Source organism: Actinomadura geliboluensis, from assembly GCF_005889745.1.
Taxonomy (GTDB): Bacteria; Actinomycetota; Actinomycetes; order Streptosporangiales; family Streptosporangiaceae; genus Spirillospora; species Spirillospora geliboluensis.
In genome coordinates this window covers 1-25,241 of record NZ_VCKZ01000076.1, presented here as the reverse complement: position 1 = coordinate 25,241, position 25,241 = coordinate 1, and the positions used below count along the sequence as shown (strand labels likewise).

General features: G+C 73.3%; 23 protein-coding genes and 1 pseudogene. 9 read left to right on the top strand and 15 right to left on the bottom strand.

The window, feature by feature from the left end:
- Window positions 1-61: 61 nt before the first annotated feature.
- A complete protein-coding gene (gene mtrA / locus ETD96_RS13320) occupies window positions 62-739 on the bottom strand; it encodes an MtrAB system response regulator MtrA (protein WP_138636641.1) in 678 nt (225 codons plus the stop codon).
- 303 nt (window positions 740-1,042) lie between these two features.
- On the opposite strand from mtrA, the gene ETD96_RS13315 reads away from it, so the two are divergent.
- The 5 genes from ETD96_RS13315 to ETD96_RS13295 are packed head-to-tail and all read left to right on the top strand — an operon-like array spanning window position 1,043 to window position 6,327.
- Window positions 1,043-2,137 carry a hypothetical protein gene (locus tag ETD96_RS13315; RefSeq protein WP_138636640.1) on the top strand — a complete coding sequence of 365 codons (1,095 nt, stop codon included), beginning with the start codon at window positions 1,043-1,045 and terminating at the stop codon, window positions 2,135-2,137.
- Window positions 2,134-2,811 carry a DUF4129 domain-containing protein gene (locus ETD96_RS13310; RefSeq protein WP_138636639.1) on the top strand — a complete coding sequence of 226 codons (678 nt, stop codon included), beginning with the start codon at window positions 2,134-2,136 and terminating at the stop codon, window positions 2,809-2,811. Before ETD96_RS13315 ends, ETD96_RS13310 begins: the two co-directional genes overlap by 4 nt.
- Entirely contained in the window at window positions 2,805-4,007 is a 1,203-nt protein-coding gene (locus ETD96_RS13305; protein ID WP_138636638.1) for a DUF4350 domain-containing protein, read from the top strand. The genes ETD96_RS13310 and ETD96_RS13305 overlap by 7 nt, the downstream gene beginning before the upstream one ends.
- Window positions 4,008-4,036: 29 nt before the next feature.
- Window positions 4,037-5,035, top strand: coding sequence for an AAA family ATPase (locus tag ETD96_RS13300; RefSeq protein ID WP_435817976.1), 999 nt, complete (start codon window positions 4,037-4,039; stop codon window positions 5,033-5,035).
- Entirely contained in the window at window positions 5,035-6,327 is a 1,293-nt protein-coding gene (locus tag ETD96_RS13295) for a DUF58 domain-containing protein (protein WP_138636636.1), read from the top strand. The genes ETD96_RS13300 and ETD96_RS13295 overlap by 1 nt, the downstream gene beginning before the upstream one ends.
- A 53-nt stretch (window positions 6,328-6,380) precedes the next feature.
- On the opposite strand, the gene ETD96_RS13290 is transcribed toward ETD96_RS13295, so the two are convergent.
- On the bottom strand, window positions 6,381-7,376 hold the full coding sequence (locus ETD96_RS13290; protein ID WP_138636635.1) for a stage II sporulation protein M: 996 nt from the start codon (window positions 7,374-7,376) through the stop codon (window positions 6,381-6,383).
- Window positions 7,377-7,447: 71 nt separating this feature from the next.
- Here ETD96_RS13290 and ETD96_RS13285 point away from each other — a divergent pair, with 71 nt between their 5' ends.
- Both ETD96_RS13285 and ETD96_RS13280 read left to right on the top strand, forming a co-directional pair.
- Window positions 7,448-8,518 carry an RDD family protein gene (locus ETD96_RS13285; protein WP_138636634.1) on the top strand — a complete coding sequence of 357 codons (1,071 nt, stop codon included), beginning with the start codon at window positions 7,448-7,450 and terminating at the stop codon, window positions 8,516-8,518.
- Between the two features lie 119 nt (window positions 8,519-8,637).
- Entirely contained in the window at window positions 8,638-10,050 is a 1,413-nt protein-coding gene (locus ETD96_RS13280; protein WP_138636633.1) for a cellulase family glycosylhydrolase, read from the top strand.
- Here the strand turns inward: ETD96_RS13280 and ETD96_RS13275 are convergent.
- From ETD96_RS13275 to ahcY (ETD96_RS13260), 4 genes are all read right to left on the bottom strand, one after another.
- The gene (locus tag ETD96_RS13275) at window positions 10,047-11,015 is read right to left on the bottom strand and encodes an LppU/SCO3897 family protein (RefSeq protein WP_138636632.1); all 969 of its coding nucleotides are present in this window, start codon (window positions 11,013-11,015) and stop codon (window positions 10,047-10,049) included. The genes ETD96_RS13280 and ETD96_RS13275 overlap by 4 nt on opposite strands.
- 101 nt (window positions 11,016-11,116) lie before the next feature.
- Complete coding sequence (locus ETD96_RS13270; protein WP_138636631.1) at window positions 11,117-11,695, bottom strand: hypothetical protein; 579 nt, start codon at window positions 11,693-11,695, stop codon at window positions 11,117-11,119.
- Window positions 11,695-12,951, bottom strand: a complete 1,257-nt coding sequence (ahcY, locus tag ETD96_RS13265; RefSeq protein ID WP_138636630.1) for an adenosylhomocysteinase — start codon at window positions 12,949-12,951, stop codon at window positions 11,695-11,697. The genes ETD96_RS13270 and ahcY (ETD96_RS13265) overlap by 1 nt, the downstream gene beginning before the upstream one ends.
- A gap of 68 nt (window positions 12,952-13,019) precedes the next feature.
- The gene (ahcY, locus tag ETD96_RS13260; protein WP_138636629.1) at window positions 13,020-14,450 is read right to left on the bottom strand and encodes an adenosylhomocysteinase; all 1,431 of its coding nucleotides are present in this window, start codon (window positions 14,448-14,450) and stop codon (window positions 13,020-13,022) included.
- A gap of 168 nt (window positions 14,451-14,618) precedes the next feature.
- Between ahcY (ETD96_RS13260) and ETD96_RS13255 the strand changes: the two genes are divergently transcribed.
- A complete protein-coding gene (locus ETD96_RS13255; protein ID WP_138636628.1) occupies window positions 14,619-14,972 on the top strand; it encodes a MerR family transcriptional regulator in 354 nt (117 codons plus the stop codon).
- A 26-nt stretch (window positions 14,973-14,998) separates the two neighbouring features.
- On the opposite strand, the gene ETD96_RS13250 is transcribed toward ETD96_RS13255, so the two are convergent.
- The 7 genes from ETD96_RS13250 to ETD96_RS13220 all read right to left on the bottom strand — a co-directional run bounded on the left by ETD96_RS13250 (window position 14,999) and on the right by ETD96_RS13220 (window position 21,965).
- On the bottom strand, window positions 14,999-15,673 hold the full coding sequence (locus ETD96_RS13250; protein ID WP_138636627.1) for a response regulator: 675 nt from the start codon (window positions 15,671-15,673) through the stop codon (window positions 14,999-15,001).
- 33 nt (window positions 15,674-15,706) lie between these two features.
- Window positions 15,707-17,266 (bottom strand): sensor histidine kinase, encoded by a 1,560-nt coding sequence (locus ETD96_RS13245; protein WP_138636626.1) that lies wholly within the window; start codon window positions 17,264-17,266, stop codon window positions 15,707-15,709.
- A gap of 421 nt (window positions 17,267-17,687) precedes the next feature.
- Window positions 17,688-18,653, bottom strand: coding sequence for a cation diffusion facilitator family transporter (locus tag ETD96_RS13240; RefSeq protein WP_138636625.1), 966 nt, complete (start codon window positions 18,651-18,653; stop codon window positions 17,688-17,690).
- Window positions 18,654-19,808 (bottom strand): SIS domain-containing protein, encoded by a 1,155-nt coding sequence (locus ETD96_RS13235; protein WP_138636624.1) that lies wholly within the window; start codon window positions 19,806-19,808, stop codon window positions 18,654-18,656.
- 22 nt (window positions 19,809-19,830) lie between these two features.
- On the bottom strand, window positions 19,831-20,013 hold the full coding sequence (locus ETD96_RS13230) for a Trm112 family protein (protein WP_138636623.1): 183 nt from the start codon (window positions 20,011-20,013) through the stop codon (window positions 19,831-19,833).
- Window positions 20,014-20,052: 39 nt separating this feature from the next.
- Entirely contained in the window at window positions 20,053-21,411 is a 1,359-nt protein-coding gene (locus ETD96_RS13225) for a phosphomannomutase/phosphoglucomutase (protein ID WP_138636622.1), read from the bottom strand.
- Between the two features lie 173 nt (window positions 21,412-21,584).
- On the bottom strand, window positions 21,585-21,965 hold the full coding sequence (locus tag ETD96_RS13220) for a DUF3499 domain-containing protein (RefSeq protein WP_132173385.1): 381 nt from the start codon (window positions 21,963-21,965) through the stop codon (window positions 21,585-21,587).
- A 168-nt stretch (window positions 21,966-22,133) separates the two neighbouring features.
- Here ETD96_RS13220 and ETD96_RS13215 point away from each other — a divergent pair, with 168 nt between their 5' ends.
- Window positions 22,134-22,562 (top strand): metallopeptidase family protein, encoded by a 429-nt coding sequence (locus ETD96_RS13215; RefSeq protein ID WP_240807589.1) that lies wholly within the window; start codon window positions 22,134-22,136, stop codon window positions 22,560-22,562.
- On the opposite strand, the gene ETD96_RS45800 is transcribed toward ETD96_RS13215, so the two are convergent.
- Window positions 22,559-24,157: a DUF5719 family protein gene (locus ETD96_RS45800; protein ID WP_138636621.1), complete on the bottom strand. Its 1,599-nt coding sequence runs from the start codon at window positions 24,155-24,157 to the stop codon at window positions 22,559-22,561. The genes ETD96_RS13215 and ETD96_RS45800 overlap by 4 nt on opposite strands.
- Window positions 24,154-25,241, bottom strand: a pseudogene (locus tag ETD96_RS44630) (glycosyltransferase family 2 protein); the annotation flags it as partial. The pseudogene ETD96_RS44630 and the gene ETD96_RS45800, both read right to left, overlap by 4 nt.

Genomic DNA, 25,241 nt, shown 5'->3' with positions numbered 1-25,241 from the left:
TAAGCATAAGATGTGTATAAGGGACAGGCGGTGCCGCGGGCCCGCGGGCGGGGCGGCCGTCTCAGGCCGGCCCGGCCTTGTAGCCGACACCGCGCACGGTGACGACGATCTCGGGGCGTTCGGGGTCCTTCTCGATCTTGGCGCGGAGCCGCTGGACGTGCACGTTGACGAGCCGGGTGTCGGCGGCGTGCCGGTAGCCCCACACCTGCTCCAGCAGCACCTCGCGGGTGAAGACCTGGCGGGGCTTGCGGGCGAGGGCGACGAGCAGGTCGAACTCCAGCGGCGTCAGCGGGATGTGCCGGTCGCCGCGCTTGACCGAGTGGCCGGCGACGTCGATGGCGATGTCGCCGATCTGCAGGGTCTCGGGGGCGGGCTCGTCGGTGCGGCGCAGGCGGGCGCGCACCCGCGCCACCAGCTCCTTGGGCTTGAACGGCTTGACGATGTAGTCGTCGGCGCCGGACTCCAGGCCGAGCACGACGTCCACGGTGTCGCTCTTGGCGGTCAGCATGACGATCGGCACGCCCGACTCGGCGCGGATCTGCCGGCACACGTCGATGCCGTCGGCCCCCGGCAGCATCAGGTCGAGCAGCACGAGGTCGGGCCGGGTCTCCCGGAACGCCTCGAGCGCCTTGTCGCCGTCGTGCACGAACGAGGGCTCGAAACCCTCGCCCCTCAGCACGATGCCGAGCATTTCGGCGAGCGCGAGGTCGTCGTCGACGACCAGTACACGTCCTCTCATGGCCCTCATCGTCGCAAAGTCGGGGTTCGGTGGAGTGGTGCGCGATGCTCCGGCGCCACCTTGCCAGGGAGAGATATACCTTGGCGTGCAAGGTTACCCGCGTTTGCGCCGTACATGGCTCCCCCGCATCGGGTGGGCGGCTCGGATTGTAGAGGTGACTCCCGAAAGCGGCGCAAGGTTGACATCTCGCCCGTGACAGGATGACCTGACCGGCGATCGCCGCGGGGCCCGGCGGGCCCGCCCGGAAGCGCCGCGACCCCCGCACGCAGACCGCAGGGAACCAGGGACCGCAGGGAGCCGAGAATGCCGGGACCGGACGGCTGGGACGACGACGCCGGCGCCACCGACGTGGTGCGGGGCGTCCCGTTCCGACCCATGTCCATCTCGGAGCTGCTGGACGGCGCGATCGCCGGGATCCGGCGCCGCCCCCGCACCACGCTGGGCCTGTCGGTGGCGATCAGCACGGTGATCCAGGTGACGAGCTCGGTCGCCGCGTACTTCTTCATCGGCGACGAGGCCCGCGACGAGGTCACCCCGGACGTGCTGCTGGAGTCGTTCGGCGCGCAGCTCACGCTGACGGTGCTGGGGCTGGTCCTGTCGGCGTGCGGGATCCTGCTGATGGCGGGGCTGATGGCGCCGATCCTCGGCCGCGAGCTGGTGGGGATGCCGATCGCGCCCCGGCAGGCGTGGCGGGACGCGCGGCCGCGGCTCGGCCGGCTGGCCGGCACCGCCGCGGCCGTGATGGGCGCCTCGCTGGGCGCGCTGGCGCTGGCGGTGCTGCCGTTCTTCGCGCTGATCGCGGCGGACGCGCACCCGGCCTTCGGGGTGATCGCGGGGCTGCTCGGGTTCCCGCTCGGGATCGGCCTGATGGTGTGGCTCTACATCCTGCTCGTCCAGGCGGTCCCGGCGGTCGTCCTGGAGCGGCGGACGGTCACGGGCGCGCTGCGCCGGGCGGTCACGCTGTCCAAGGGCCGGTGGTTCCACACGTGCGGGACGCTGCTGCTGGCGCTGCTCGTGACCGTGTTCATGGGCTTCTTCGCGCTGCGCATCCCGTTCCTGTTCGTGCAGCTGGTCTTCTTCGGCGACGCCTCGGGCGACGGGGCGACGATGGGCGCGCTCGCGGTCGACACGCTCGGCCGGATCGTGAGCTGGTCGGTGGTGCTGCCGTTCGACGCGGGGGTGATCGCGCTGCTGTACATGGACCGGCGGATGCGCCGCGAGGGCTTCGACCTGGAGCTGCGCAGCCGGGGCCGCTCCGCCGCGGCGGTGATCGCGGGCGGGCCCCCGCACGAGCCCGCAGCCGAGCCCGCGCACGAGCCCACGGGCGAGGACGGGTTCATCGATCTCTGGCGGACCGATCCGGTGCCCGCCCGGCCGTGGACGGGAGCGAACCCGTGATCCTCGACCCGATCGGCCGCGACGAGGCCCGCGAGCTGGCCCGCCGCGAGCTGGAGAAACAGGTGTACCAGCGCGACAAGCCGTCCTGGCTGGAGCGCGTCTGGGCCGACTTCTCCGAGTGGCTGGCCAGCCTGTTCGACCGGGCGCCGAACCCGGAGGCGCAGGGCACCGGCGGCGGCTGGGTGTCCGTCCTGATCATCGTGCTCGTGCTGGCGATCGCCATCGCGCTGATCGCCTGGCTGATGCGGGGCCGCCGCAACCTGCGCTCCCGCGACAAGGCCCTGCTGGAGGACGCGCCGTCCACGGCGCTCGACCACCGGCAGGCCGCCGAGCGGCACGCGGCCGCCGGGGAATGGGCCGAGGCGATCCGGGAGCGGCTCCGCGCGATCGCGCGCGACCTGGAGGAGCGGGCCGTGCTCGCGGGGCGGCCGGGCCGCACGGCGGACGAGCTGGCGGCGGAGGCGGGCGAGGCCGTGCCGGAACTGGCCGGCGAGCTGGCCGCCGGCGTCCGGATCTTCGACGACGTCTGGTACGGCGACCGTCCCGGCACGGCCGAAGGGTACGCGCGCATGAAGGCGCTGGACGAGCGGCTGCGCGCGACGAAGCCGAAGCCGCTGGAGGCCGACGACCTCACCCCGGTGGGCGCCGGCGACGAAGGGGGCCCGCGATGGTGACCCAGGCCCCGCCCGGAGCCGCGGCCTCCGGCGCCGCGGAGCCGTCCGCGCGGCAGGTCGCGGGCCGCCGCTGGCGGTCGGCGCGCGGCGTGCTCGCGGTGCTGCTGGCGCTGGTCGTGATCGCGGTGATCCTGGCGGCGCTGCGCCCGTCGACTTCGGCGGGCGCGCTCGACCCGGAGTCGCCGAAGCGGGACGGCTCGCGCGCGCTCGCGGAGATCCTGCACCAGCACGGCACTGCCGTGACCATCAGGCGGAACATGCCGGAGGCCCTGCTCGCGGCCCAGCCCCGCGACACGCTCGTGGTGACCCGCACCGAGCGGCTCACCGAGGACGACCTGCGGATGCTGGCCGGTACGCAGGTGAACGTCCTGCTCGTCCGGCCGACGGCGGCGGCGCTGGACGTCCTGGCCCCCCAGGTGCGGCGGGTCGGCCCGAGCTTCGAGGAGACCGCGGCGCCGGGCTGCGCGCTGCCCGCCGCGTCCCTCGCCGGGAAGGTCGCCTTCCACGAGTCGGACACCTACGAGATCAACGGCCAGGGGACGGCGTGCTACCCGGCCGAGTACGGCGGCGCCAGGGTCGTCCAGGTGCAGGAGAACGCGCACACGGTGACCGTGCTGGGGTCGGCCGCGCCGCTGACGAACCAGCGGCTCACCGAGGAGGGCAACGCCGCGCTCGCCATGAACCTGGCGGCGCCGGGCTCCTCGACGGTGTGGCTCTACCCCGACCTCCCGGAGGCGGGCGAGGCCGCCGGGCAGCAGTCGCTCGGCGACCTGCTCCCGTTCGGCGTCAAGCTGTTCTTCCTCGAACTCCTGGTCGCGGTGCTGCTGGTGGCGCTGTGGCGGGGCCGGCGGCTCGGCCCGGTGGTGGCGGAGGCCCTGCCGGTCGTGGTCCGGTCGGCGGAGACGGTGGAGGGCCGCGCGCGCCTGTACCGGGCCGGGCGCGCCCGCGACCGCGCCTCGGACGCGCTGCGCTCCGGCGCCCGGGAGCGGCTCGTCCCGCTGCTCGGGCTGCCGCGCGGCAGCGCGCAGGACCCGTCCGCCGCACAGGAGATCATCACGGCGGTGGCCCGCCGCACGCCCTACGACGAGACGTACGTCGGGGCGGCCCTGTACGGTCCCGAACCCTTGGACGACGCCGGGCTCATCGCGCTCACGGACGTCCTCGACGACCTGGAAAGGCAGGTACGGCAGTCTTGAACACCCCTGTAGAGCTCGGGAAGGACGACGTGCCCGGCGGCAGCACGGGGCCGGGCGCGCTGTCCGAGGAGGCCCGGCGGCAGGCCGAAACAGCGCGCGCCGCGCTGACGGCGCTGCGCGGCGAGGTCGCCAAGACGGTCGTCGGCCAGGACTCCGTGGTGACCGGGCTCGTCATCGCGCTGCTGTGCCGCGGCCACGTGCTGCTCGAAGGCGTCCCGGGCACCGCCAAGACGCTGCTCATCAAGACGCTGTCGCGGGCCCTCGACCTGGACTTCAAGCGCGTCCAGTTCACCCCCGACCTGATGCCCGGTGACGTCACCGGTTCGCTGGTGTACGACAACCGGACGGCGGAGTTCGAGTTCCGCGAGGGTCCGGTCTTCACCAACCTCCTGCTCGCGGACGAGATCAACCGGACGCCGCCGAAGACCCAGGCGTCCCTCCTGGAGGCCATGGAGGAGCGCCAGGTCTCGGTGGAGGGCTCCGCGCGCGCTCTGCCCGACCCGTTCGTGGTCTGCGCGACCCAGAACCCGATCGAGTACGAGGGCACCTACCCCCTGCCCGAGGCCCAGCTCGACCGGTTCCTCGTCAAGCTGACCGTGCCCGTCCCAACCCGGGACGAAGAGATCGCCATGCTGCAGCGGCACGCGGGCGGGTTCGACCCGCGCGACCTGTCGGAGGTGAAGGCGGTCGCGGGCGCGGACGAACTCGCCGCCGGACGCGCCGCCGTCAGGACCGTCCACCTCGATCCCAAGGTCGCCGCCTACGTCGTGGACCTGTGCCGCGCGACGCGGCAGTCCCCGTCGCTGCAGCTCGGCGTCTCGCCGCGCGGTGCGACGGCGCTGCTGGCGACGTCCCGCGCCTGGGCGTGGCTGTCGGGCCGCGACTACGTGACCCCGGACGACGTGAAGGCGCTGGCCAGGCCGACGCTCCGGCACCGCGTCCAGCTGCGTCCCGAGGCGGAGCTGGAGGGCGCGACTGCCGACGGCGTGCTGGAGGGCATCCTCGCCCACGTCCCCGCGCCGCGCTGATGGCGCTGACCGGGCGCCTGGGGCTGCTGGCCCTGCTCGGCGCGCTCGTCCCGCTGCTCGTGCCGAGCTGGTGGGCGCTGTTCGCGGTGTGGGGCGTCCTGCTGCTCGGCGTGCTCGCCGACCTGGCGCTCGCCGGGAACGTGCGGGCCCTGCGCTTCCACCGGGACGGCGACACCAACGTGCGGCTCGGCGAGACCGCCCGGGTGGCGCTTATCGTCGAGAACCAGGGCCGGCGGCGGCTGAAGGCCCGCCTGCGGGACGTGTGGCCGCCGAGCGCGGGCGCCGCGCCCCGCACGGTCAAGGTGGACGTCCCGGCCGGTGAGCGCCGCCGCGTCGAGATGGCGCTGACGCCGACCCGGCGCGGGGACCGCAAGGCCGTCACCGTCGTCGTCCGCTCCGCCGGGCCGCTCGGGCTGGCCGCGCGGCAGCTGTCGCGCTCCGCGCCGTGGACGGTGCGGGCGCTGCCGGCGTTCCCGTCCCGCCGCCACCTGCCCGCCAAGCTGGCGCGGCTGCGGGAGCTGACCGGCGCGCACGTGGCGCTGATCCGCGGGCAGGGCACCGAGTTCGACTCGCTGCGCGAGTACGTGGACGGCGACGACGTCCGGTCCATCGACTGGCGGGCCACCGCGCGGCGCGGCGACGTCGTCGTCCGGACGTGGCGGCCCGAGCGCGACCGGCGCATCTACCTGGTGCTCGACACCGGCCGGACGTCGGCGGGCCGCGTCGGCGACATCCCCCGGCTGGACTGCTCGATGGACGCGGCGATGCTGCTCGGCGCGCTCGCGTCCCGGGCCGGGGACCGGGTCGACCTGCTCGCCTACGACCGGCGCGTCCGCGCCCGCGTGGAGGGCGCGTCCCGCACCGACCTGCTGCCCGCGATGGTGCACGCGCTGGCGCCGCTGGAGCCGGAGCTGCTCGAATGCGACGCCGCCGGGATGGTGTCGACGCTGATGGCGCGGGTGCGGCAGCGGTGCCTGGTCGTGCTGCTGACCGAGCTGAACACGGCCGCGATCGAGGAGGGGCTGCTGCCGCTGCTGCCGCAGCTCACCGCGCGGCACCTGGTGATGATCGCCGCGGTGTCCGATCCGCGGGTCGGTGAGATGGCCGCGTCCCGCGGCGACCTCGCCGCCGTGTACGACGCGGCGGCGGCCGAGCGCGCCCGCGCCGAGCGCCGCCGCCTCACCGCCGAGCTGCGCGGCCACGGCGTCGAGGTGGTGGACGCCCCGCCGGACGAGATCGCCCCGGCGCTCGCCGACGCCTACCTGGCGCTGAAGTCCGCCGGACGCCTTTGACGCGCGGACCGGCAGGACGCGCGCAGACCGGACGTGTGCGGGCCGGAGACGGGTCAGCCGGAGACGGGGGCCACGTCGGGGCGGAGGTCGGCGTCGCCGGTCTCCCCCGCGCGGGTGGCGCGGCGGCCGAGGACGAGCACGTAGCTGAGGAAGGCGACCTCCGCGACCACGCCGATCCCGATGCGCAGCCAGGTGACGTGCACCCAGCCGGTCACGAAGCCCTCGATGAGGCCGGACACCAGCAGCACCGCGACGAGCCCGATGGCGATGCTGACGGCGGCGCGGCCCTCCTCGGCGAGGGCCTGGCCGCGGCGGCGCGGGCCCGGGTCGATGATCGTCCAGCCGAGCCGCATGCCGCCCGCGCAGGCGAGGTACACGGCGGTGAGCTCCAGCAGGCCGTGCGGCAGGATCAGGCCGAAGAAGATGTCGCCCTTGCCGTAGGCGAACATCAGCCCGGCGGTCAGCCCGAGGTTGAGCTGGTTCATCAGCAGCACGTACACGGTGGGGATGCCGAGCAGGATCCCGAAGATGAGCGCGACCGCCGACACCCAGGCGTTGTTCACCCAGACCTTGAAGGCGAAGGACGCCGCCGAGTGCTCCGTGTAGTAGTTCGCGAAGTCGTGGTCGACGAGTTCGCGGATCTCGTCCGGCGTCCCGATGGTCGCCTGCACGTCCGGGCTGTGGACGATCCAGATCGCGAGGGCGAGCGAGAGCAGGTTGCCGAGGACGGCGGCGCCGAGCCACCACCACTTCATCCGGTAGGCGGCGGCCGGGAACGACACCGTCGCGAAGCGGGTGACGTCCCGCCAGAGCGGCGCCTGGGCGCCCGCCACCGCGGCCCTGCCGCGCGCCACGAGCGACGAGAGCCGGCCCACCAGCTGGGGGTCGGGCGAGCTGGAGCGGACGACGGACAGGTGCGTGGCTGTGCGCTGGTAGAGCTCGACCAGTTCGTCCACTTCGGCGCCGCTGAGCCTGCGTCCCCGGTTGATGAGGTGCTCCAGGCGCAGCCAGTCGGCGTTGTGCGCGGCCACATAGGCGTCGACGTCCACCCGGCGAGACTAACGTGTCGCATTACCGAACCGGCAAAATGAACGCATCCCCGGCATTGGAGGAGCAGGACATGGCCGAACTCGTCACCGGCGAGGCCGTCGCGCTCGACATCCGCGTCGCGCGGCTGGCCAGCCGTGGCTGCGCCTTCCTGCTCGACCTGATCTTCCAGACGGTGATGCTCTACCTCGTCGTCTACGTGACCGCGATGACCTCGCTCGTCGCGGACGACGCGTGGACGGTCGGGCTGACGCTGCTCGGCACCGTCGCCGTGCTGGTCGGCTACCCGTGCCTGTCCGAGACGCTGCTGCGCGGGCGGACGCTGGGCAAGATGGGCGTGGGCCTCCGCGTGGTCGCCGACGACGGCGGGCCGATCCGGTTCCGGCAGGCGCTGGTCCGGGCGCTGGCCGGCGTGATCGAGTTCTGGACGTTCTACGGCTCCCCCGCGCTGATCACCTCGTTCTGCAACCGGCGCGGCAAGCGGCTCGGCGACCTGTTCGCGGGCACGATCGTGATCAAGGAGCGCGCCCCCGCGGCGGCCCTGTTCGGCCCGGTCGCGGTGATGCCGCCGCAGCTCGCCTGGTGGGCCCGGTCGCTGGAGATCTCGATGCTGTCGGACGAGCTGGCGATGACGGCCCGGCAGTACCTGTCCCGGTTCTGGGAGCTGCTGCCCGAGGTGCGGGACTCGCTGGGCGAGCGCATCGCCGGGCAGGTCGTCGCGGTGATCAGCCCGCCCCCGCCGCCGGGGGTGCGGCCGGAGATCCTGCTGTCGGCGGTGCTCGCCGAGCGCCGGCACCGCGAGGAGATGCGGCTCGCCGAGCGCCGCGCCCGCCGGATGCGCCGCCTCGGCCTGCCCGTGTGGGGCCCGGGACCGGCGCAGGGCCCGGTGCCGGTGATGGCGATGGCCGGGCCGCCGGTGGCGGGTCCCGTCCGGCCGGGGCCGCCGGTGCCGCCGCCGTTCCGGCCGCCGCTGCCGGGGCAGCCGCAGTTCCTGCCGCCGCCCAACTACGGCGCTGGGCCGTACCAGCAGGTCCTGAACGCTCCCGGCCAGCCGCCCGCGGGGCCCTACCCGACCGGCCAGTACCCCACCGGCCAGTACCCGACGGGGCAGTACCCCACGGGGCAGTACCCGGCCGGGCGCTGACCGGCCGCGGTTTGTCAATCACGGCCGTCTCCAGGGCCGTTCGTTGTGGACTTGTGTGCCTATCCCGGGCCGTGGCCGCCTTCTAATATCCGAATAAGTTTCGTGTTTTAGGAGGCGGGATGCGCGTCCGTACTGCCCTCGGCCGGATCGCCCTGGCGTCCGTCCTCACGCTGACCCCCGCCGTCTTCACGGCGGCCCCAGCGCGCGCGGACACGGCACCGCTCCCCGCCATCACCGACGACCAGGGCCGGACGCTGGTCCTGCACGGGCTCAACACGGCGAGCAGCGCCAAGGGCCCGAACGGGCTGCCCTGGGTGACCCGGGACGACATCGCCCGCGAGGCGCGCGACCTCGGGACGAACTCCGTCCGCTACCTGATCCAGTGGAAGAACGTCGAACCCGAGCCCGGCCGGTACGACGACGCGTATCTGGACGACGTCGCCAAACGCGTGGCCTGGTACCGCGAGCAGGGGATGCACGTCATCCTCGACATGCACCAGGACATCTACGGCCCCGCCGCCTGCAAGGGCTCGGGGAACGGCGCCCCGGCCTGGGCCACCTACACCGACGGCCTGCCCTGCACCCCGCAGGACCCCTGGGTGCTGACGTACCTGCAACCGGCCGTCCTGCGCGCCTACGACAACTTCTGGAACAACACCGGCAAGCATCCCGAACTGATGCAGCGCTACACCGCGATGTGGAAGCACGTCGCACAGCGCTTCGCGGACGACCCCGCCGTCCTGGGCTACGACCTCATGAACGAGCCGTTCGGCGGCACGAGGCAGTTCGGCTTCTTCGAAGGCCCCATCCTGACGCCCTTCTACCAGGGCATCGTCAACGCGATCCGTGAGGTGGACGGCGACAACTGGGTGTTCGTGGAGCCGCAGGCCCTCGGCCCCAACGAAGGGGCGGAAACGTCACTCGGCGCCATCCGCGACCCCAGGCCGGGCGGCCCGCGCATCGTCCTGGCGCCGCACTTCTATCCCGGCGGGGTCGACCTCGGCGGTTCCTACGACGGACTGGCGAAGATGCTCGTCCAGGCGCAGTTCGCGCTCTGGAAGCGGAACATGCCCGCCGCCGCGCGCCGCCTCGGCACCCCGATGTGGCTCGGCGAGGTCGGCGGCATGGGCCAGGACGCCCCGGGCGCGGCCGCCTTCACCGGCGACTGGCTCTCCATGGCGGACGACCTCGGCATCGGCTGGGCGTACTGGTCGAACGACCCGGGCTCGTCCGGCGTCATCGACGGCAAGGGGGCGCCGACCCTCTTCTCCAAGCTCCTCGCCCGCCCCTACCCGCGCGCCGTCGCGGGCACGCTGACCGGCATCTCCCAGACCTCGGACGCGCTCACCGTCACCTGGCGCAACAAGCCCGGCGTGACCGGGCCCACGGAGATCTGGTTCCCGGCCGCCCCCAAGGTCACCTCGTCCGACCCTGACGGAACATGGCGGACGCAGTGGGACCCCGCCCGCCGCGTCCTCTCGGTGTGGGCCGACCCTGGCACGCCGTCCCACACCGTCACCGTGCAGCCCTAGCCCGGCAGGGAACGAAGCTTCTCGGTCAGGGTCGGACGCATCTTCTTCAGGCAGAGCACCGGACGGTAGGCGCCCTCACTGGTCATGAAGTGCGTCGCCTCGGCGGGGCACTCCTGCTGCGTCGCGACGCGTCCGACGACCTTCGCGACGGCCTGGCTGGACCCGCAGTCGGCCTTGTCCAGGTCACCGACCTTGAAGGAGGGGTCGCCGATGCACTCGCCGGGGGACAGCACGCCGCCGCCGGGGCCGAGGCACAGCACCGGCTTGGCGAGGGAACCGCTGAACGACCGCATCTTCATCACTTCGAGCGTCTGCGCCGGGCACGACCTCTCCGCGTCGACCCGCGCGATGATCTTGCCGTACCAGCCCGGCTTCGCGCACGCCTGCTCCTTGCCGAAGCCGATCGAGCCGCTGCTCACGCAGTCGCCGACGGACAGGAACGCGCCGCCCGCGCCGGGGTCGCCGGGGTGCGGGCCCTTGACGTTGCGGACGCACGCCTCGAAGTAGTTCTCGTCGGTCTTCTCGCCGCGGACGTTGGTGACGCCGTCCGTCCCGGCCGGGCAGTCCGGCTCGGACCGCGAGGTGACGCGCAGGCCGGTCGCCTTGCCCTCATCGGTGATCTTGAGGACCTTGGCCTTGGCGTCCGAGCCCTCGCACCGCACCCGCAGGCTCGCCGGGATGCGGTTCCCGTCGTCCGCCCCGAACCCGGTGTCCACGCAGTCGCCCGCCTTCACCGGGCCGCTCGGCGCCCCGGTGCCCTTGACGAGCATGAAGCCGAGGCAGCCCACGATGAGGACGGCCGCGGCGGCGACGCCCACCCACACGAGCGGCGACGGCTTCTTGGCGGGCGGCCCCGCGAACGGCTGCCCCGGCGGCGGGAACTGCTGCCCCGGCGGCGGGAACTGCTGCCCCGGCGGCGGGAACGGCGGCTGCTGCCCCGGGCCTTCCGGCGCCTGTCCGTGCATGTCCGGCACTCCTCCAAAAACACGATCTTGATGGACGGGCTAGGAAGATATCGCAACGCGCGGGCCCGCCCGGCCACCCGGTGCGACGCAACCCGGCCGGGTCACGCGAGGAGGTTGGGCGGGGACTCCAGGTCCGCCAGCTCCACACCCGGCGCGGCGAGGACGACGTCCCCGGCCAGGTGGACGGTCTCGACCTCGCCCGTGGCCAGGTCGGTGATCTCGTACTCCGAGACGGGCAGCGGCCCGGTGTCGGTCTCGTGCGCGGTCGTCCCGGCCCGGTGCCAACGCCACCTCCCGGTCAGCGCCGCGAGGGACGGCCCGCTCACCCGGACGAGCGGCACGTCGGCCCGCCCGCCGTCGTCCAGGTCCAGCGAGCGGGCGACCGCGACCAGGAAGCCCGGCGAGTCGGAGATGAACCCGGCCGCGCGCTCGGCGTGCTCGGCGCCCTCCGCGCCGGCCGCGCGCACCCACGCCAGCTCGGGCCCGGTCAGCCCGCCGCGCAGCCACCAGCCGGGCGTGACGAACTCGACGCGGATCTGCCGCCACCGCGCGTCCACGACCAGGTCGACGCGGACGCCGTCGTCCCGCCGGGACGTGTAGCGCCACCCGCCGGGGCCCGGCGCGCACTGGAAGCGCTCCGCGAGCCCCCCGTCGAGGTGCAGGTACGTCCCGGCGGGCATCAGGAGCCGATGCGCCAGGAGTGCAGGTAGTCCTCCTGGTCCGGGGTCAGCAGGTCGATGGAGATCGACATCGACGCGAGCTTGAGCCGGGCGACCTCCGTGTCGATCTCCTTCGGCACCTCGTGGACGGCCGGGGCCAGCGTCGCGTGGGACTCCGCCAGCCACGCGCACGTGAGCGCCTGGTCGGCGAACGACATGTCCATCACGGCCGCCGGATGCCCCTCGGCGGCGGCCAGGTTCACCAAGCGGCCCTCGGCGAGCAGGACGAGACGCCGGCCGTCCGCCAGCACGTACTCGTCCGTCTGCGGCCGGATCCCGCGGTGCACCTCGACCGCCATCTCGCTCAGCGCCCGCACGTCGATCTCGACGTCGAAGTGCCCGGAGTTCGCGAGGATGGCGCCGTCCTTCATGACCGCGAGGTGGTCGCCGTTCACGACGTCACGGTTCCCGGTGACGGTGATGAAGACGTCGCCGTCCGGCGCGGCCTGCGCCATGGGCTGGACGGCGAAACCCTGCAACGCCGCGTCCAGCGCCTTGACGGGGTCGATCTCGGTGACGACCACACGCGCGCCCAGGCCCCGGGCACGCTCGGCCAGGCCGCGCCCGCAGTACCCGAAGCCCGCGATGACGACGGTCTTGCCGGCCAGCAGCGTGTTCGTCGCGCGCACGATCCCGTCCAGCGTGGACTGGCCCGTTCCATAGCGGTTGTCGAACATGTGCTTGGTGTCGGTGTCGTTGACCGCGACCATGGGGAACTTCAGCGCGCCCTCACGCGCCATCTGGTGCAGCCTGATGACACCGGTCGTCGTCTGCTCACACCCCGCCTTCACCGCGCCGAGCAGGTCCGTGCGGTCGATGTGCAGCGTGTTGACGAGATCGCAGCCGTCGTCCAGCACGAAGTCAGGCCCGGTCTCCAGCGCCTGGTGGATGTGGGCGTAGTACCCCTCACGGTCGGTCCCCGCGCGCGCGAAGACCTCCACCCCGTACTCGTGGACGAGCGCCGCCGCCGTGTCGTCCTGCGTAGAGAGCGGATTGGACGCCGCCAACGCAACACTCGCCCCGCCCGCCTGGAGCGTGCGGATGAGCCCGGCGGTCTCGGTCGTCACGTGCATGCACGCCGCGACCTTGAACCCCTCCAGCGGCCGCTCCTCGGCGAACCGCTCCCGGATCTGCCGCAGCACGGGCATGCTCCGCTCGGCCCACCCGATCCGCTTGACCCCTTCATAGGCCAGCGAACCATCCGCGATATCGCTCATGAACTCCCCGCAGACACGGCCGCCGGGCGGGGAAGATCCCCGCCCGGCAGTCATATTTCCCTATCGGCTCAGTACCGGTAGTGGTCGGGCTTGTACGGGCCCTCCACGTGGACGCCGATGTAGGCGGCCTGCTCCTTGGTGAGGGTGGTGAGCTTGACGCCGAGGGCGTCGAGGTGGAGGCGGGCGACCTTCTCGTCCAGGTGCTTCGGCAGGACGTACACGCCGATCGGGTACTCGTCGGTCTTGGTGAACAGCTCGATCTGCGCGATGACCTGGTTCGTGAAGGAGTTGGACATCACGAACGACGGGTGGCCGGTGGCGCAGCCGAGGTTCATCAGCCGGCCCTCGGCGAGGACGATGATCGAGTGGCCGTCGGGGAAGCGCCACTCGTGCACCTGCGGCTTGATCTCGATCTTCTCGATGCCCTCGGTCTTGGCGAGGCCGGCCATGTCGATCTCGTTGTCGAAGTGGCCGATGTTGGAGACGATCGCCTGGTGCTTCATCCGGGCCATGTGGGCGGCCGTGATGATGTTGAAGTTGCCGGTGGTCGTCACGAAGATGTCGGCCTGGTCGACGACGTCGTCCAGGACGGAGACCTGGAAGCCGTCCATCGCGGCCTGCAGCGCGCAGATCGGGTCGATCTCGGTGACGATGACGCGGGCGCCCTGGCCCTTCAGGGCCTCCGCGCAGCCCTTGCCCACGTCGCCGTAGCCGCAGACCACGGCGACCTTGCCGCCGATCAGCACGTCGGTGGCGCGGTTCAGGCCGTCGATGACCGAGTGGCGGCAGCCGTACTTGTTGTCGAACTTCGACTTGGTGACCGAGTCGTTGACGTTGATCGCCGGGAACGCGAGCGTGCCGGCCTTCGCCATCTCGTAGAGGCGGTGGACGCCGGTGGTGGTCTCCTCGGTGACGCCCTTGATGCCGGCGGCGGTCTCGGTCCAGCGGCCGGGCTTCTCGGCGATGGTGCGGCGCAGGGTGTCGAGGATGATGCCCCACTCCTCGGGGTCGTCCTCGGTCGCGGCCGGCACGGCGCCCGCCTTCTCGTACTCGGCGCCCTTGTGGACGAGGAGGGTCGCGTCGCCGCCGTCGTCCAGGATCATGTTCGGGCCGGTGCCGTCCGGCCACCGCAGGGCCTGGTCGGTGCACCACCAGTACTCTTCGAGCGTCTCGCCCTTCCAGGCGAACACCGGGACGCCCTTCGGGTCCTCGGCGGTGCCGTCCTTGCCGACGACGATCGCGGCGGCGGCGTGGTCCTGGGTGGAGAAGATGTTGCAGGACACCCAGCGGACGTCGGCGCCGAGCTCCACCAGCGTCTCGATCAGCACGGCCGTCTGGATCGTCATGTGCAGCGAGCCCATGATCTTCGCGCCGCGCAGCGGCTTGGCGGCGGAGTACTCCTCGCGCACCGCCATCAGGCCCGGCATCTCGTGCTCGGCGAGCCGGATCTCCCGGCGCCCGAAGTCGGCCAGCGACAGGTCGGCGACCTTGTAGTCCATGCTTTCGTTGCTCCCTTGGTGATGGCGGCGCCGTCCGCGTGTGCGGGCCGGTACGCGAGGGCTTGACGGGCCCGTGGGACCCGGTCAACGCCGCGAGTCTACGGGCGGGCGGCGCCGGAAGGCACGGCCGGACGCGACTTTCTGACACGGATTTGTCAGAATCGGCCCATGCGCATCACGGAGGCCGCCCGGCGGCTCGGCACCTCGCCCCGCATGCTCCGCTACCGGGAGGCCCTCGGGCTGCTGCCCGCCACCCGGGAGGCGTCGGCGGCCCGGCGCGGCGGCGGCCACCGGCGGTTCGGCGAGGCCGAGCTGCGCGCCGTGGCGCTCGCCCTCGCGCTGGAGAAGCGCTACGACATCGGCCCGGCGGAGCTGGCGTTCGGGCTGCGCGTCCTGGCCGAGCCGCAGGTGCAGGCGCACGTCCGGGAACTGGGCGAGCGGATCGGACGGCTCTCCGCCCCGCCGACCCGCGCGCTCGACTTCGAGAAGGAGAAGGCGATGCGCCTGCTGCGCCGGCGCTGACCGCTCCCACCCCCGTCCTACCGCGGCTAGTTCGGGGCGTTCTCCCCCGGCACCACCACGCCGGACTCGTAGGCGAGCATCACGGCCTGCGCGCGGTCGCGCAGGCCCAGCTTGGTGAAGACGCGCGCCACGTGCGTCTTCACCGTGTGCTCGCTGACGACGAGGCGCTGCGCGATCTCCCCGTTCGACAGGCCGCCCGCGATCAGCACCAGCACCTCGGTCTCCCGCGCGGTCAGCGTCTCCAGGGCCGCCGGGGCCTGCGGGCGGTTGCGGCGCTGCTTGGTGAACTCGCGGATGAGGCGCCCGGTCACCTGCGGCGCCAGCAGCGAGTCGCCGCGCGCCACCACCCGGACGGCGGAGACCAGCTCGTCGGCGGTCGCGTCCTTCAGCAGGAAGCCGCTGGCGCCGACGGCGAGCGCGTCGTAGACGTACTCGTCCACGTCGAACGTCGTCAGGACCAGCACCCGGACGCTCTCGGCGCCCGGCAGGGCGAGGATGCGGCGGGTCGCCTCGATGCCGTCCATGCCGGGCATCCGGATGTCCATGACGACGACGTCGGGACGGATGCGCTCGGCGATCCGGACCGCCTCGCGGCCGTCGCCCGCCTCGCCGATGACGGTGATGTCGTCCTGCGCGGCGAGCAGGGCGGCGAACCCGGCCCGGACGATCGTCTGGTCGTCGACGATCAGCACGTTGATCACGGCCGCCGCCCCTCGGGACGTGCGGCGGGCGCGTCAGGGGTGGTGGCCGGGGGGCGCCTGCGAGCCGTGTCCACGGGTGGAATTCCCCTCCCTCGTCAGCGGAAGCTCGGCCTCCACCAGGAACCCGCCCTCGGCGGCCGGCCCGGCGGAGAACCGTCCGCCCAGCATGGTCGCACGTTCCCGCATCCCGACGAGCCCGTGTCCGCCACCGGACTCCGGCGGCGGCGGTCCGGTGCGTCCGTCCACGGAGGTCGGGCCCGCGGGGTCCAATACGGCGGTACGGGGATTGACGGCGTCCCGGTTCAGTACCTGCGTCGGCGCGGACGCGCCGTCGTCGCGGACGCGAACCGCGAGCCGGTCGGCGAGGAACATCAGGTCGACGTGCACGCCCGCGCCGGGAGCGTGCCGCCGCGCGTTGGTCAGCGCCTCCTGGACGATCCGGTACGCCGACAGCTCGACCGTGGTTGACAGGGTCCGCGCGTCGCCGTGCACGGCGAGGTCGACCCGGCCGCCGGCACCGCGGTGCTGCTCGATCAGGTCGGGCAGCCGGTCCAGCCGCGGCTGCGGTGAGTTCGCCGCGTCCGGTTCGGGCTTGGCGTCGGCGCGCAGCACGCTGAGCAGCCGCCGCATCTCCACCAGCGCCTCGCGGGCCGTCTTGGCGATCTCGGTGTAGCCGGCGCGGGCCTCGGGCGACAGGTCGTCCATCGTGTACGGGGCCGTCTCCGCCTGCACGGCGATCATGGAGACGGAGTGCGCGACGACGTCGTGCAGCTCGCGCGCGATGCGGGCGCGCTCCCGCATGACGGCCTGCTCCCGCTGCACGGCGGTGAGCCGGGTGAGGGTCTCGTTGTTGCGCTCGGCGGCGGCGGCCTCCGTCCGCCCGGCGGACTCCACGACCCGCCGCGCGTCGCCGAGCCCGATGGCGGCGAGGACGGCCACGACCGTCGCGGGCCACGGGACGTCGTCGAGCGTGCCGGTGGCGAGGTAGACGACGGCGACCGTGGCGACGCTGCCGAGCGCGAGGACGCCGGTCGACTGGCGGGGCAGCTGCCGGCCCAGCGCGTACAGCGTGTAGAGGGCGGCGAAGCCGGTGGTGATGAGCAGGATCTGGCCGGTGAGGAGGCTCGCCGCGACCGCGCTGAGCACGACGGCGGCGACCGGGCGCAGGTTTTCCCGGCGCCACACGAGGGGCAGCGTCGCCGCGACGGCGAACCCGCCGGCGAGGCTGAGCGGCGAGTCGACCTGGGGCGCCAGCTCGGCCAGCGCCGCGATCGTCAGCGCGAGCCCGGTCAGCGGGGCGAAGTACCAGGAGCCCGCGACCTCCCGCCAGGCGTTGATCCAGCGGGGCAGCGGCGCCGTCGCACCGGCGGGCGCGCCCGGCGCGCCGGGGGCGGGTGCGGCGCCGCCGTTCAGCCGCGCGCCGAGCCGCGCCGCGAGCGGCCGCAGCAGGGTGCCGATCCCGGTGAGGATCCACAGGAGCAGTTGGCCGACGCCCGCCACGATCCGGCCGGACAGCCGCCACGCGTGGTGCGCGACGGCTGGGCCGAACCCCGCGGGGTCGGGTCCGGTCCGGGCCTTGTCATCGGAGGTCACCCCTCCATACTGACCGCTGCGGGGGGTGGCCACCTCACCGAGCGGATGTATAGGGAGGAGAGGGCTCCACCTGGAGTACCACGCGGGTTCCCTCCTTGAGGGGGACGTCCCGGCACGGCCCGCGAACGTAATGTCTTAACCGTGACCGCGACGGTGGCATCGCCGACGTAGGGGGTTCGGCGGGGCCGCCGCGGTCACACCAGAACCGCCCGGTTTCAGGGGTCCGGGCGGGGAGGCAAGGGAAGCACCTCGCCGGACGGCCGCGATCCGCTTTCGCGGAGGCGTCCGCCGGTCTCGCCTGGGCTGGGGTACGGCCGGCAGTGCGGCGGCCGCCCGGCGAGGGGTCCCTTGCCCATCATGAAGGCCCGTGATGGAAAGCCCGCGATGAACGCGTGGGGCGCCCTATGGACGCCCACGGACGTCAGGACGACGCGGGCGCCTCCGGAGCCGCCTCCGCGTCCGGCACCCCGGTACGGGACGCCTCGTCCAGCGCGGGCTCCAGGTAGATCAGCTTCGCCACCGGGAACTGCGCCCGGATCTTGGCCTCGGCCGCGTCGATGCCCCGCGCCACCTCCGCCGCCGTGTCGTCGTGGTGCACGGCGATCTTCGCGGCGATCAGCAGCGCGTCCGGGCCGAGGTACTCGGTGCGGATGTGGATCAGGCGGGCGACCTCCTCCACCGACTCCAGCGCCGCGACGATCTGCCGCTCGGTGTCGGGGTCGACGCCCTCGCCGATCAGCAGGCTCTTGGTCTCGATCGCGAGGATCGTGGCGACCGCGCCGAGCAGCACGCCGATCGCGACGGTGCCGACGCCGTCCCACACGCCGTCCTCGGTGACCACGGCCATCGTGACGCCGAACAGCGCGAGGAACAGGCCGACGAGGGCGGCGAGGTCCTCCAGCAGGACGACCGGGAGTTCGGGGGCCTTCGCGCGGCGGATGAACGACCACCAGGACTGGCCGCCGCGGACCTGGTTCGACTCCTTGATCGCGGTGCGGAAGGAGAACGCCTCCAGGATGATCGCGATGATCAGCACCCCGAACGCCCAGGCCGGGGCCTTGACGTCCTCGGGGTGGGAGATCTTGTGGTAGCCCTCGTACAGCGAGAACGCCGAGCCGACCGTGAACAGGACGACCGCGACGACGAACGCGTAGAAGTAGCGTTCGCGGCCGTAGCCGAAGGGGTGCTCGGGCGTCCGGTCGCGCTCGGACCGCTTGCGGCCGAGGAGCAGCAGACCCTGGTTGCCCGAGTCGGCCACCGAGTGGATCGACTCCGCCAGCATCGACGACGAACCGGTGAACGCGAACGCGACGGCCTTGGACGCCGCGATCCCGAGGTTGGCGGCCAGCGCGGCGACGATGGCCTTTGTTCCACCCTCAGCACTCATCTAGGTAATCCTCGCTTTGAGCTCATCAATGGCAGGCACCGGCGTCGGATCCACGCCCAGCGCGATAGCCAAGTAAACCGTGACATAGTCCGCTGACGCGATGAGTGACGCGATTCTCTCCAGCGGATGCTCGCCCTCGGCGCGGATCTCGGTGACCACCACGCCCCGGTCGCGGGCCAGCGCGGCGGCCGCCTCGGCCCGCGCGCGCACCCGGGGATGCTCGTCCACGTCCCGCAGGACGAGGAGGTGCAGGCCGTGCTCGGGGTCTTCGGCGCGGTCGCGGAAGAAATGGTCGTCGTCGGACGCGCCGGAGTCGGCCGGGGAGCCGCCGCGTGCGAAGAAGCCGTCGAAGGCCGCCACCTGGTTGTGGCCGGCCTCCGGCATCTCGCCGGACACCGCCGGGTACTTGGCGTTCTCGTTGAGCTGGCAGGCCGTGCGGTACGCCGCCGTCGCCGCGATCGGGGACGTCCCCCACACCAGCGGCACGTCGCCCGCGAGGTCGAGCGCGATCCGCTTCGCCGGGTTCACGAACGGCTCGCTGGACGGACGGCACCGGTGGGCCACGTCCTCCAGCAGCGTCGCCGTCGACTCCAGCACCGCGTCGGGGACGTCCACGAGCCGCAGTGTGCGCGCGGCGACGACCAGGGGGACCGTCAAGCCCCACAGTGTGGAACGCGGCTGCCCTGCAGACCGCACAGGAACGAACAGCGCGCGGCTCCGGTCGGCGAGGTCGGCGAGCGGCGACTCCGGGGCGCCGACGAACATCAGCCTGCAGCCCCGCCGGGCCGCCTCAGCGGCGACGTCCAGGGTCTCCGCCGTGGTCCCGGAGCACGACACCGCGATGACGAGGTCGGCCGCGCCGACCCAGCCGGGCAGCCGGTGGCCCCGGACCGTGAACACCGGGACCGCGCAGCCCGCGCCGCACACCGCCGCGAGCACGTCGCCCGCGATGCCGGACCCGCCGACCCCGGCGACCACGACCGCGCGCGGCCGGCCGTCCTCGGCCAGCGCCGCGACGCCCGCCTCGGCCGCCGCCCGCTGCGCCTCCCGCACCTGCGCCGCCGACGAGGCGACCTGCCGCAGCATCCCGCCCGGGTCGGCGGCCTCGACCGCCTCGGCGTCCTCCAGCCGGGAAGGGTCGAGCGCCGCGCTCATCGCCGCGCCACCGCCCGGAGGCTCACGGGGCGGGGGTCCTGGCCTCGTCGACCAGCAGGACGGGGATGTCGTCGCGCACCGGGTAGGCGTAGCCGCACGAACCGGTGCAGACCAGCTCGTCGGCGCCCTCGTCGGCGCGCAGGTCGCCGCCGCAGTTCGGGCAGGCGAGGATCTCCAGGAGCCAGGAGTCCAGCTTCATCGTCATGGCAGCGTCACTTCTCCCTACAGTCGGTGGGCCCGGTCGTCACTTCTCGTCCCTGACCAGCGCCAGGACCTCGTCGCGGATCGCCGCCATGGTCGCCTCGTCGCCGGCCTCCGCGTTCAGGCGCAGCAGCGGCTCGGTGTTGGACGGCCGCAGGTTGAACCACCAGCCGGCGGACTCGTCGGCCACGGTGAGCCCGTCCAGTTCGTCGATCGCGACGCCGGGGCGGCCGGCGAAGGCGTCCTTGACCTTCGCCGCGGCGGCGTCCTGGTCGGCGACCTCGCTGTTGATCTCGCCGGACGCGACGTAGCGGGTGTACTCGCCGAGCAGTTCCGACAGCGGCCCGTCCTGCTCGCCGAGGGCGGCGAGGACGTGCAGGGCCGCCAGCATGCCGGAGTCGGCGAACCAGAAGTCGCGGAAGTAGAAGTGCGCCGAGTGCTCGCCGCCGAACACCGCGCCCGTCTCGGCCATCGTCTGCTTGATGAACGAGTGCCCGACGCGGGTGCGGACCGGCGTCCCGCCGTGCTCGGCGACGATCTCCGGGACGGCCTTGGAGGTGATCAGGTTGTGCACGATCGAGGACCCCGGGTGCTTCGCCAGCTCCCGGGTCGCGACCAGCGCGGTGATCGCGGACGGGGCGACGATCTCGCCGCGCTCGTCCACCACGAAGCAGCGGTCGGCGTCGCCGTCGAAGGCGAGCCCGATGTCGGCGCCGGTCTCGCGGACCTTGGCCTGCAGGTCGCGCAGGTTCTCCGGCTCGATCGGGTTGGCCTCGTGGTTGGGGAAGGTGCCGTCCAGCTCGAAGTACATCGGGACCAGGTCGATCGGCAGGCCCTCGAACACCGACGGGACGGTGTGCCCGCCCATGCCGTTGCCCGCGTCAACGACGACCTTCAGCGGCCGGATCGACGACAGGTCGACGAGCGTCTTCAGGTGCTCGGCGTAGCCCTTCAGGACGTCCCGCCGCTGCACCGTGCCCGGCTTGCCGTCGTAGGCGGGGACGCCGTTCTCGATCATCTCGCGGATCTCGGCGAGGCCGGTGTCGCGGCCGACCGGGCGGGCGCCGGAGCGGCAGAGCTTCAGCCCGTTGTACCGGGCCGGGTTGTGGCTCGCGGTGAACATGGCGCCGGGCAGGTCGAGGCTGCCGCTGGCGTAGTAGAGCAGGTCGGTGGAGCCGAGCCCGGCCTCGATCACGTCCGCGCCCTGGGACGTGGCGCCGCGCGCGAACGCCTCCGCCAGCGGGACCGACGACTCGCGCATGTCGTGCGCGGTGACCACCGCGCTCGCCCCGGTGACCCGCACGAACGCCGCCCCGGCCGCCTCGGCGATCGCGGGGTCGAGCTCGTCCGGGACGACGCCCCGGATGTCGTACGCCTTGAAGATCTTGCCGAGGTCGCCCACTCCTGCTCCCTGGTCGAGAAACGCTGCCCGAATGTGCCAAGAGACCCTGTGCCCCGGGAAACCGGGTTCACGAGCCTACCGGGAAGGCCGGACGCGACCCGCCGCGACGTCGCCGACGAACGCGGATGCGCGGCTCGAACGCGGATGGGCGAGGCTCGGACGCGGGCGGGAGGTCACTCCTGGCCGGGCTGCGTTCCCGCGGGTTCCGAGCGCAGCACCCGCAGGTGGCCGCGGCGCCCGACCTCCGTGCCCTGCCCGACCGGCTCGTGGCCGGTTCCGGGGGCGGGCCGCGCGGCCTCGCGGACGGCGTCGGCGAGGGCCTCCAGGTCGTCGGCGCTCGGCTCGGTCTCCTCCTCGACGGGCAGCCGCACCAGTTCCCAGCCCATCGGGGCGGTGAGACGCTCCGAATGCTCCGCGCACAGGTCGTAGCAGTGCGGCTCGGCGTACGTGGCGAGCGGACCCAGTACCGCGGTGGAATCGCGGTAGACGTACGTGAGCGTGAACACTGCGGGCGCCTTGCAGGCGGTACGAGAGCAGGTGCGGACGGGGCTCACGATGGCTGACCGTACCTCCCTCCCACCGGCTCCGCCACCACCGGGCCGAACGTGTCGCCGTTACCGGTGGATTTACGGGGCAACGACTACATTCCGTGTGGGTCCGACCTCGCACCGTGCGCCTCCGCCGCGCATGTGCTCGGCGAGGTGGAGAGGTACGCTTGTGGCGTGCGATCCCGTGTGGCAGGCGTACGGCGCCGCGATCGGCACGGCCGTGGCGTACGTGGTCCTCTGACGCCCCCGCAGGCTCCGGTCTCACGCACCCGCGCGGAACGGTTCGACGACCTCGTCGACGACGAGGTGCGGCGGCTCGGCGGCCGCTGGGGCCGCGAACTGGCCCGGGTGCGGTTCACGGTCGAGGAGGTTCCGAGCGTCGAGCCGTGGTTCGACGGCCCGGTCCCGCTCGGCCAGACGGTTCCGGGCGAGGGCAAACGGCCGGTCCGCATCACCGTGTATCGGCGTCCGGTCGAGGCGCGGGCGAAGAGCGAGGCCGAGCAGGCCCGCCTGATCCGCGATCTGCTGGTCGAAGAGGTCGCCGACCTCCTCGGCCTCTCCCCCGAATCCGTCGACCCGAGCTACGACTCCCCGGACGACTAGCCCGGGATCAGGGCGCCCTGGGAGTCGGCGGTGTCGGGCAGGTGCACGATGGTCGCGGCGGGCGTGATCGGCAAGATGGTGAACAGGTAGTCGTCGCCCTTGCCCTTGGCGAGCGTCCGGGACGCGTGGACGGGCCCCGAACCCCGCTTCGGGATGATCACGACGCCGTAGGCGGTGCCGTCCTCGGCGTTCCCGTTCGGGGCGGCGAGCGCGGCCTCGACGGTGCGGCCCGCCGGGATCCTGATCTCCTGCGGCGCGCTCTTGCCCGTGGCGTTGATGGTCGTGACCTCGACGGTCGCCGCGCCGGACGGGGCCGTCAGGACGAGCGAGGAGTCGAACCGGTTGTCGGCCACGATGCCCGGCCCCGACCCGGTGAGCGGCGGCGTGGACGTCCCGTAGGCGATGTCGGCGCCGCGGTCGGCGGCGAAGCCCGCGACGATCGGGCGGTCCGCGACGAGCCGGACGGCGGCGGCCTTGCCCACCAGGGCGCCGTCGACGGCCAGGGACGTGACGGTCTTGGCTGGCGCGTCGAGGACGTCCTGGCCCTGCGGGGCGAACGCGCCGTCCTTCGTGATCACCTGCATCCTGATCCGGGCGTCCGCCTCGCCGGGCACGGAGACCAGCAGCCGGCGCTTGCCGGAACCGCCCGGCACGCCGGGCACGACGAGGGACGACGCGGGCGCGGGCGACCGCGGCAGCCACTCGATGCCCTTCTCCTCCCCGGCGCGGACGCGCACGGACGCGGTGACCCGCCCGCCGTTGGTCCGGACGCGCAGCGCGAGGTCGGCGGCCGACTTGACGATGTCGCCGAGCCCCTCCGCCGACCCGCCGATCCGCACGACCCGGGTGGTGTAGGGGTCGACGCGGGTGCCGCGGCCGTCGGTGGTGTCGAGCGGGCCCTCGCCGGACAGGGCGGTGAGGTCCACGGACGCGGGCTGGGAGTCGACGTTGGTGAGGTAGACGTCGAGCTCGTCGGCGGCGACGGGCCCGGGGCCGAGGAACCACTGGTCGGTGGCGGGCGTCGCGCAGCGGGCGCCCGCGAGGCCGCGGTCGTCGCCGTCCTCCTCGTAGGTGGTCTGCTCGGCCGCCAGCCCGGCGGCCATGGCGCCGGTGGCGCGGAGGGTGTAGGAGTCGTCGCCGGATTCGGTGTCCTTCTCCCAACTCTGGCCCGGCGACGTCATGGACGCGATCGCGGTGCCGCCCTTCGTCGGCGCCATGTCCACGCGGCCGCCCTTCCCGGGGGCCGGGAGGGACTGGACGGCAAGCCGCCCGCCCTCGTGGCCGGGGCAGACCATCACCGCCGACGTGACCGGGGCGTCGTGGCCGTTCGCCGAGGCGTCGCCCGGACGGGAGAACGTCGCGGCCCCGTACAGCGCGGCGACGCCGACGAGCATGAGCGCGGCGGTCGCGTACCGCATGCCGATGACGCGCAGCAGCGTGTCCGTGCTCACGAGGTCGTCGCGTTTGAGGAGCTTGCGCGCGTCCGCGAGTTTGCGCGGGCTCGGAAGCCTGCGCGGGCTCGGAAGCCTGCGCGGGCTCGGAAGCCTGCGCGGGCTCGGAAGCCTGCGCGCGGTCAGGAGCTTGCGCGGGTTCACGAGACCTCCTCCGGCTTCGGTTCCTCCACGGAGGGCGGCGGCGGCTCGTGCTCGACGCGGACGTGGGTCCCGCGGCGGCGTCCGCGCCGCCCGCCGCGCCGTCCGCGGCGCCGTTCGCCGCGCCGTTCGCGCTCACCGGGGAACACGAGGTTGTCCACCTGCGCGCCGGGCAGCGCGAGGACGGCGACGAGCAGCACGGCGATGCCCTGGACGACGAGCCAGGCGTGCCGCATCGTCATGGACCTGCTCAGCTCGAACTCGCCACCGGCGGCGGGAATCGCGTAGCCCTGCGCCCAGCCGTCCACCTCGCGTTCTTTGAGGGCCTCGCCGTTCAGGGTGGCGTCCCAGCCACCGTCGGAAGGTTCGGCAAGGAGGAGGGTGCGGGTGCCGTTTCCGGGTGGGATCTGCATGCGGGCGTCGATCCGTCCGGCGGGAAGGGGCGTGACGGTGGGGCCGTCCAGAAGCATCATGCGGGCGGACGGCGATTGGAGTCGCCACACCGCGAACGTTTCCGTGCGGCTGAGGCGCGTCAGTTCGGGTGCCGCGTCGAGGACGCCCGTGACAGGGTCCTTCTTGGGGTGCGGCACGAGGATGTACTGGACGCCCATACGGGTCAGTGCAGGACCGTCGTCGCCTTCGCGACCGGCTGCCAGTCCGGCGACCAGGTCGTCCAGGCGGTCGTGGGCTTCGCCGCCGTCCGCGACTTCGGATTCGCCGATCCGTGGACGGGCGTCCCTGAGCAGGGTGTAGGAAACGCGTCCGCTCGGCTCGCTGTGCAGGACGAGTGTCCTCGCACCGCCCGGCCCGTGGACGAACGCGGGGATGGCGTCCGGGTCGATCTTCCCCAGCGGGCCGCCCGCGCCGCCCGCCACCCAGAACCCGGCGGCCAGCAGGGGCGCGGAGAGCGCGGCCAGCACGACGACCGCGCCGCCCGCCTTGAAGATCAGGCGGCCGCCCGCCAGCGCCTCGGTCCCGCGCTGGACGGCGGCCGTCGCCGCGAGCAGCACCCCGCCGCCCGCGAAGATCAGCGCGACGCCGGGCCAGCCGGGCGCCTCGTCCGCGCCCTTGGCGACCGTCGCGGCGC

Excerpts from the sequence above, each read along its gene's own strand:
- mtrA (WP_138636641.1), bottom strand. The coding sequence starts at position 739 with ATGAGAGGACGTGTACTGGTCGTCGACGACGACCTCGCGCTCGCCGAA.
- ETD96_RS13315 (WP_138636640.1), top strand. The coding sequence starts at position 1,043 with ATGCCGGGACCGGACGGCTGGGACGACGACGCCGGCGCCACCGACGTG.
- ETD96_RS13305 (WP_138636638.1), top strand. The coding sequence starts at position 2,805 with ATGGTGACCCAGGCCCCGCCCGGAGCCGCGGCCTCCGGCGCCGCGGAG.
- ETD96_RS13295 (WP_138636636.1), top strand. The coding sequence starts at position 5,035 with ATGGCGCTGACCGGGCGCCTGGGGCTGCTGGCCCTGCTCGGCGCGCTC.
- ETD96_RS13285 (WP_138636634.1), top strand. The coding sequence starts at position 7,448 with ATGGCCGAACTCGTCACCGGCGAGGCCGTCGCGCTCGACATCCGCGTC.
- ETD96_RS13280 (WP_138636633.1), top strand. The coding sequence starts at position 8,638 with ATGCGCGTCCGTACTGCCCTCGGCCGGATCGCCCTGGCGTCCGTCCTC.
- ETD96_RS13275 (WP_138636632.1), bottom strand. The coding sequence starts at position 11,015 with ATGCACGGACAGGCGCCGGAAGGCCCGGGGCAGCAGCCGCCGTTCCCG.
- ETD96_RS13270 (WP_138636631.1), bottom strand. The coding sequence starts at position 11,695 with ATGCCCGCCGGGACGTACCTGCACCTCGACGGGGGGCTCGCGGAGCGC.
- ahcY (WP_138636630.1), bottom strand. The coding sequence starts at position 12,951 with ATGAGCGATATCGCGGATGGTTCGCTGGCCTATGAAGGGGTCAAGCGG.
- ahcY (WP_138636629.1), bottom strand. The coding sequence starts at position 14,450 with ATGGACTACAAGGTCGCCGACCTGTCGCTGGCCGACTTCGGGCGCCGG.
- ETD96_RS13255 (WP_138636628.1), top strand. The coding sequence starts at position 14,619 with ATGCGCATCACGGAGGCCGCCCGGCGGCTCGGCACCTCGCCCCGCATG.
- ETD96_RS13240 (WP_138636625.1), bottom strand. The coding sequence starts at position 18,653 with ATGAGTGCTGAGGGTGGAACAAAGGCCATCGTCGCCGCGCTGGCCGCC.
- ETD96_RS13235 (WP_138636624.1), bottom strand. The coding sequence starts at position 19,808 with ATGAGCGCGGCGCTCGACCCTTCCCGGCTGGAGGACGCCGAGGCGGTC.
- ETD96_RS13230 (WP_138636623.1), bottom strand. The coding sequence starts at position 20,013 with ATGACGATGAAGCTGGACTCCTGGCTCCTGGAGATCCTCGCCTGCCCG.